6 protein-coding genes are annotated in these 5360 nt (G+C 42.5%); 4 read left to right on the top strand and 2 right to left on the bottom strand.

All coding sequences use genetic code 11. The features are described 5' to 3' along the window. The first annotated feature begins 467 nt into the window (after positions 1–467). The 4 genes from B3R63_RS05875 to B3R63_RS05860 are packed head-to-tail and all read left to right on the top strand — an operon-like array spanning position 468 to position 3961. The gene (locus tag B3R63_RS05875) at positions 468–1223 is read left to right on the top strand and encodes a class II aldolase/adducin family protein (protein WP_005407378.1); all 756 of its coding nucleotides are present in this window, start codon (positions 468–470) and stop codon (positions 1221–1223) included. Further along, a complete protein-coding gene (locus B3R63_RS05870; RefSeq protein ID WP_286729100.1) occupies positions 1220–2143 on the top strand; it encodes a 2-hydroxyacid dehydrogenase in 924 nt (307 codons plus the stop codon). Before B3R63_RS05875 ends, B3R63_RS05870 begins: the two co-directional genes overlap by 4 nt. A 21-nt stretch (positions 2144–2164) precedes the next feature. Next, on the top strand, positions 2165–2956 hold the full coding sequence (locus B3R63_RS05865; protein WP_286729099.1) for an enoyl-CoA hydratase-related protein: 792 nt from the start codon (positions 2165–2167) through the stop codon (positions 2954–2956). 18 nt (positions 2957–2974) lie between these two features. Next, positions 2975–3961, top strand: a complete 987-nt coding sequence (locus B3R63_RS05860; RefSeq protein ID WP_286729098.1) for an NAD(P)H-dependent flavin oxidoreductase — start codon at positions 2975–2977, stop codon at positions 3959–3961. Between the two features lie 28 nt (positions 3962–3989). Here B3R63_RS05860 and B3R63_RS05855 read toward each other — a convergent pair whose 3' ends face one another. Then, a complete protein-coding gene (locus tag B3R63_RS05855) occupies positions 3990–4268 on the bottom strand; it encodes a helix-turn-helix domain-containing protein (RefSeq protein WP_005014332.1) in 279 nt (92 codons plus the stop codon). Further along, on the bottom strand, positions 4261–5360 hold a 1100-nt coding region (locus B3R63_RS05850; protein ID WP_286729095.1), incomplete at its 5' end, for a type II toxin-antitoxin system HipA family toxin. The genes B3R63_RS05855 and B3R63_RS05850, both read right to left, overlap by 8 nt.

Genomic DNA, 5360 nt, shown 5'->3' with positions numbered 1-5360 from the left:
AAAAAATATCACAATAATATAAACTAAACCCAAAAAATAAAAAAATTAGTTTTATAAACTAAAACTTTATTAAAGAAAGTAAATCTAAAAGGCATAGTCATAACACTAAAGTAAAAATGCACTATTACCTTAATAAACCAATAACAGAGATTGAATCTAGAAAAGCATTCTGTAGCAGACTAATTTCAGTAATCCGGCACAAATAATTATCTGGCAGTAAAGATAATAATACCTCGTACTAAAGCTATAAGTTAGAAAAAAACAGAAAAATAATAAAAAACAAGGGCTTATAGTATTAAAACTAGCGAATCAATATACATTAGATAGTTAATACTATTAGGCATGCATATAGATTTAATTGAATAATAGAATTTGATTTTGCTTAACGAAATTAAATTCTATATTATAGAAAAAATTGTTCTAATTCGCTCAATAATAAAATTAACTCTGTCATAAGGACCAAGATTATGAGTTTACAAGACAAGATGTCAGCTTCAGAGTGGGAAGCACGTTGCCAACTGGCTGCACTATATCGCTTGATTGCTTATTATCGCATGACTGATTTGATTGATACGCATATCAGCCTGAGAGTACCAGACCAACCTGAATACTTTCTGATTAATCAGTACGGCGTAACATTTGATAAAATGACAGCTTCTCAGCTGGTCAAAATCGATCATGATGGAAATATTGTTTCTGATTATGATCAGGGAAAACCAGTTAATGTGGCAGGTTTCGTAATTCATTCAGCCTTGCATACTGCACATACACATATAAACTGCGTAATTCATACTCATACAGCCGATGGTATTGCCGTTTCAGCGCAGAAACACGGTCTTTTACCAATTTCCCAGCACGCTTTAAAATTTTATAACCTGATGAGCTATCATGAATATGAAGGAGTGGCGCTCTCTACCGATGAGCGAGAACGACTGGTTCATGATTTAGGACAAAATCGGGTCATGATTTTAAGGAATCACGGCTTACTATCTGCAGGCGAAACCATCCAGCGTGCTTTCCATGAAATTTACTTTCTGGAAAGAGCCTGTCAGGCACAGATTAAGGCATTGGCGGGAGGATCTGAGTTACATTATCCTGCGCCCGAAGTATGTGAACGTACCGCAAGACAGTTTAACAGCCCCGCGGTAGAGCCAATTATCTTGAACGCATGGAATGCTGCACTCAGTCTGATTGAAAATCAGAAAGCAGAGTACTGTTCATGATAGTAATTTCCTGCAAGATACCTGAAATCGAGAAAATTCTACTCAAGGTCTTTCAAAAATATGCACCCGAAGGAACCTATTGTCTGCCAGAAAGTGAACAGGCACAACAGGCGACTACGGCGGCTTGCTGGTTTCCGGATATTGAACAGCTAAAACAGCTTCCCCAACTGAAAGTCATTCATTCCATTGCGGCAGGAATTGAACATCTGGATCTAAATCTTATTGACCCTTCATATCTAGTGTGTCGGGTTATTGATGAGCAGCACCAGAAGGGAATGTTTGAATATCTGTTATGGGCTGTCCTGTATTATCAGCGTCAGTTTGACCGGGCTATTAACCAGCAGAAGCAGCAATTATGGAAACAGTACCGGCAATTTTCCTGTCAGGATATCCAGATTGGAGTGATGGGTCTTGGGCATATGGGTGAATATGTAGCAACCCATTTCGCACAGATGGGCTATCAGGTTTCAGGCTGGGCACGTTCCAAGAAAAACTTGCACAGAGTTCAATCATTTGCAGGAAATGAAGAGCTAGATGGCTTTTTAGCCAAGAGTCAAATCTTGATCAATCTTTTGCCGTTAACTGCACAGAATCATTCTATTTTATCAGCCCAGGTTTTAAAAAAGCTGCCAGAACAGGCCTGTGTCATTAATTGTGGCCGCGGTCAACATCTGGTTCTGCCAGATCTTGTTGCAGCGCTTGATTCTGGTCATTTAAGGGGGGCAGTTCTTGATGTCTTTGAACGGGAACCCCTTGAGCAAGCCGATCCGTTATGGACTCATGAAAAAGTTCTGATTACGCCTCATGTGGCTTCGCATGCGCCAATGTCAATTGTCGTCGAGCAGATTCTGGAAAATGACCGTCGTTATAAAGAACATGAGCCATTAAACCATCAGATTGACTCTGCCAGAGGATATTAAAATAACACTTAGGAGTAAAAAATGGATTTTGAAACGATTAAAGTCAGTATAGATGCTCAGATTGGTAGACTACAGCTAGACCGGCCTGAAGCCATGAACAGTTTTAATGAAAAAATGCATCAGGAAGTTCAAATTGCCATACGCCAACTGGTCGATTCGGAGCAGGTCCGGGTCATTATTATAACCGGTTCAGGCAGGGCATTTTGTGCTGGCCAAGACTTGAAAGAGCGTGCCGGTCAGCTTGACCAGATTGCATTGCCTAATGAAGGTACACTGGCTAAATATTATAATCCTCTAATTGAAACGATTACCTACGCCCCTAAACCGGTAATTGCAGCAGTTAATGGGGTGGCTGCTGGCGCGGGTGCCAATATTGCCTTGGCCTGTGATCTGGTCATTGCTAAACAGAGCGCATCTTTTATTCAGGCCTTCTGCAAAATTGGTCTAATTCCAGATGCCGGTGGAACCTGGCTTTTACCACGACTGGCCGGACATGCTAAAGCAATGGGACTGGCCTTACTAGGCGATAAAATTTCCGCTGAACAGGCGGAAAAACTGGGACTGATCTGGCAGGTTGTACCAGATGAACAGTTTGATTCTGAAGTACAGCAACTGGCCCAAAGACTGGCACAACAGCCAACCTATGCTTTGTCTCTTATTAAACAGGCTATTCACCGGTCTACTCATCATACTTTGACTGAACAGCTTGAGCTGGAGAAAAACTTGCAGTATCTAGCGAGTAACAGCCAGGACTATAAAGAAGGAGTAAAAGCATTTACTGAAAAGAGAACACCACTATTCATGGGTAAATAATCAGGTGAGAATTTAAAAATGAATTTAAATACGCGTGTAACAGAACTCTTAGGCATTCAGTATCCTATTGTTCAGGGTGGTATGATGTGGGTAGGAACTGCCGAACTGGCCAGTGCGGTTTCTAATGCTGGTGGTTTAGGGACAATTACTGCACTGACCCAACCTACACCAGAAGCTTTATATAAAGAAATTGCACGTTGCCGTAACCTGACCGACAGGCCTTTTGCAGTAAATCTCACTTTATTGCCTGCTGTGAAACCACCACCGTATGCTGAATACCGTCAGGCCATTATTGAAAGCGGAGTCAAAATTGTAGAGACGGCAGGAAATAAACCACATGACCATATTCAGCATTTTAAACAGCACGGTATAAAAATTATTCATAAGTGTACGGCAGTCCGTCATGCACTCTCTGCCCAGAAAATCGGAGCAGATATAATTTCAATTGATGGTTTTGAGTGCGCTGGCCACCCTGGTGAAGATGATATTCCTGGACTTATCTTGATTCCTGCTACTGCTGACCAGATTGACATTCCAATCATCGCCAGTGGAGGGTTTGCCGATGGGCGTGGGCTGGTAGCTGCGCTGGCATTGGGGGCTGAAGGTATAAATATGGGGACCCGCTTTTGTGCAACACAAGAAGCGCCCGTACATGAACGGATCAAGCAGTTCTATCTGGACAATGACGAACGTGATACCAATCTGTTGCTTAGACCTTTTCGAAATACTTCACGCGTAGCAAAAAATAGTATATCAGACCGTGTGCTGGAGATCAGTCAAAAGCCTGACCTGAAATTTGAGGATATTCAGCCTTATGTCTCTGGCTTAAAGGGTAAACTGGCTTTAGAAACTGGGGATATCGATGCCGGGCTAATTACAGCGGGGCAAGTGCAGGGCCTGATCCATGATATTCCAACCTGTAAAGAGCTGATAGAGCGTATTATTCAAGAAGCAAACCAGATTATTGACAGCAGACTGACAAAATTTATTCGAGCCAATAGATAAAAAAAAGTAATTCTGGTTTTGGTTGGTATTAACACTTTTTAATGACTAAAGTCAGTCCAAAAGCATTAAATAGTTTTAAAATAGAATGCAGGGTCGGATTACTATGCGGCTGTTCCAGCTTTTGTAGTGTTTGCGGAGCAATTTTTGTAATTTTTGCCATATCCTCTAAGGTCAGGCGCAATTCAGTCCGCAGATACCTGGCAACCTGATGAATTTCCCACTCTGGATGCTGTTCTATAGTATCAAGTACCTGCTGGCGCCGTTGCATCTGCTCAATCGGCGTCATCGACTTAAAACGTTTATCCATGACTCAGCTCCTGAAGTTGCTGACAGATATTTTCTATTCTTGGCTGGCTGTTTTCGATAATTTCCGGATCAATACCGATACGTTGCATATAATTGAGCAGGCCTTGATATTTTTGGTACTGTTCAGCCAGTGCTGAGCGAAGAGTATCCCGCGCAATAGGAAGAATGGTTTGAATCTGCTCAATGACTGATGCCCAGCATGGAGCGCCGCCCTGATCATCTCTTTCCCAGCGGGTGGTTCTGGCTATTCCATCAGGATGTAACCACATTGGCGCAAAGTCAAAAAGTGGCGTAAGCTGGATCAAGCCACTTTCATGGCGTTGGATCGCTGTATTACGGGTATGATTGTCTTTATTTCCTAGAGCTACATTGGCAATGTCTCTTTTTAAATATTCAACTATTTCAGTTTCTGCATACGTACAGCTTTGGAGGATGAGCATACAGATCTGGTTGTGAGAAAGGCGTACTCCAAACCCGGCCTGATTGCTCAGTGACGCAATACTTTCCTGGGCAATACGTTTGACCTTCCCATTGACTGTCTGGCGGTCAAAGCGGGGAATAAAAAGAGTACGGTCATGAAGTTCTAGCTTTTCATGCACTCGCAGGCCAAGATATTCTGCTACTTGCATATATAAGGCTTCTTGAGCCAGGATTTTTTCCAGACGGGGATGATCACCCCGGCTAAACTTGACCAGCCAGTGTTTGGCTGCATGCTCATCTGGCAAGGTATGATCCAGATAAAACAGTCCATCATTCGCTTGAGTCAGCAATAGTTTAGGCCATTCTCCCTGCACTCCGGAGGAACCGCCCACAAACAGTCCATAAGATGCTAATGATTCAATAAAATATTCACGGCGTTCAGCAATTTCATGTAGGGTAAAACCCTTCAGGTCAGGATCAGGAAACTTTGCATTTAACCACTCATGAGCCTCTTTAATACGAAGATGACCAATGGGATTACCGGCACCGGCCTTTAATAAAGCCCAGTCAGCTGTTTGTTGTGCTGTTTCATTATAGTCCAGCTGTTTGAGCAGCTCTTTACGTCCATATCCTTGGGGTAACAGGTCCATCAGAAAAGCGGGCCAAGTCTCTG

It is taken from the genome of Acinetobacter sp. UBA1297 (assembly GCF_002307755.1).
Lineage (GTDB): Bacteria > Pseudomonadota > Gammaproteobacteria > Pseudomonadales > Moraxellaceae > Acinetobacter > Acinetobacter radioresistens.
The sequence above is the reverse complement of the archived record's forward strand: the minus strand, read 5'-3'. Positions and strand labels throughout refer to the sequence as shown.

Excerpts from the sequence above, each read along its gene's own strand:
- B3R63_RS05875 (WP_005407378.1), top strand. The coding sequence starts at position 468 with ATGAGTTTACAAGACAAGATGTCAGCTTCAGAGTGGGAAGCACGTTGC.
- B3R63_RS05870 (WP_286729100.1), top strand. The coding sequence starts at position 1,220 with ATGATAGTAATTTCCTGCAAGATACCTGAAATCGAGAAAATTCTACTC.
- B3R63_RS05865 (WP_286729099.1), top strand. The coding sequence starts at position 2,165 with ATGGATTTTGAAACGATTAAAGTCAGTATAGATGCTCAGATTGGTAGA.
- B3R63_RS05860 (WP_286729098.1), top strand. The coding sequence starts at position 2,975 with ATGAATTTAAATACGCGTGTAACAGAACTCTTAGGCATTCAGTATCCT.
- B3R63_RS05855 (WP_005014332.1), bottom strand. The coding sequence starts at position 4,268 with ATGGATAAACGTTTTAAGTCGATGACGCCGATTGAGCAGATGCAACGG.